The following is a 1384-nucleotide window of genomic DNA, read 5'->3' on the forward strand; positions in this document are numbered from 1 at the left end:
TAATATAAATATGCCTATCTCTCAGACTGATGTTGTTAAAAAATCAGGGTATAGTCAAAGATACTTTCAGGATATCTTTTTAGAAAAAACAAAATTAAGTATTGCTAAGTATATTCTGGCAAGAAAACTGTCCTTATCCTCCGTATTACTTCGCTTAACAAATCTTTCTGTTTTTGAAATATCAACTATTTATTCATTTAATTCTCAGCAAAGTTTTTCGCGAGCATTTAAACGGTATTTCAGGGTTACGCCTAATTTATTCAGGAAACGTGATTTTTGGGATTTCAGATATTATTTTCCTCAGCACCGGTTTTTGAATTTTAAAGATATAAAACATAAACCTGTTTCTTTATGCTCTGAATATTACACAGGCAATAAATTCGGTGAAAGTAAATCATTTTATATCACTATTCCTTTTGAGTTTAAATCTAATTATAGTGTTGAAGGTCTTGCTTTTAAAAATAAAAGTCAAATTAATCATATTAAGAGTATGGTAAAAGCATCAAGTGATTATTTGAGTGTTTCTTATGATTTTTGTGCGGATGAAAAAACAAAAAATAAAATAAAGGTGAACTATGTTATAAAGCAGATAAATGGGGATGGTTTTATTTTAAATGAAAAAGGTTCAAAGTATTATATGTTTTCATTTGTCGGGAGTTGGGCGGAGTATGTTATTTTATCTAATGTTATATACACAAGGGAATTACCCAGATTAAATCTTAAAAGACGATTGGGATTTGATATTGAGATGTTTTATTCTTCTGGTCATCATACTGATGATATTTGTTCATTATATTATTTTATACCGGTGTGTTAAGTTTTTTATTTTTGTCAATGAGCTAATTCAGAGCTAAGCTTGTTTTGAAAACTCTTTATTTAAGTTAGTAAGTGATATTAAGGTTTGTTTTAATCAGGTATTATTATTTTCTCTTCTTTATCCGTCATCATACGTTAGCATTTATGTAAAGTGAATAAATGATTAATACGTTAATGTATTCCATCGTTTATTTTGTGTAACATGGTTTTCTATATCATTAGTATACTCAACAACGAGTTAGACAATATCCTGTTTACGATTTGTTAAATGGTTCATAGTTAAATTTGTTATAATCCGGGTAAAATTTCTGTGGCAAAAATACCGGGGTGCTTCTGTTTATATTGTTTGTGTATCCGGAAAGTTCACGGATAAGCTGTTAGTATCAGAAGTGATCTGTTTTATGACAAGCGAATCCTGCCCGGTCAGAGACGAAAAAAGATTATATATTTATACTGGTTTTCCTCACCCTCGCATCCATTGTGTTATCCGAAGTCATTTCCGGTGGGATGTCATCAGGCTCATGAGTATACATAGACTGGCTGATATTTGATTAATCACTAAAAGTCG

Annotated in this window: 1 protein-coding gene; it reads left to right on the forward strand. The window is 30.3% G+C overall.

Annotated elements, in window-relative coordinates:
- Nucleotides 1-817, forward strand: an 817-nt coding sequence (locus QSH13_RS18385) for a helix-turn-helix domain-containing protein (RefSeq protein WP_336621785.1), incomplete at its 5' end; no start/stop codon positions are given.
- Between the last annotated feature and the right edge of the window lie 567 nt (nucleotides 818-1384).

This window comes from Proteus faecis (genome assembly GCF_030286765.1).
GTDB classification, from domain to species: Bacteria; Pseudomonadota; Gammaproteobacteria; order Enterobacterales; family Enterobacteriaceae; genus Proteus; species Proteus faecis.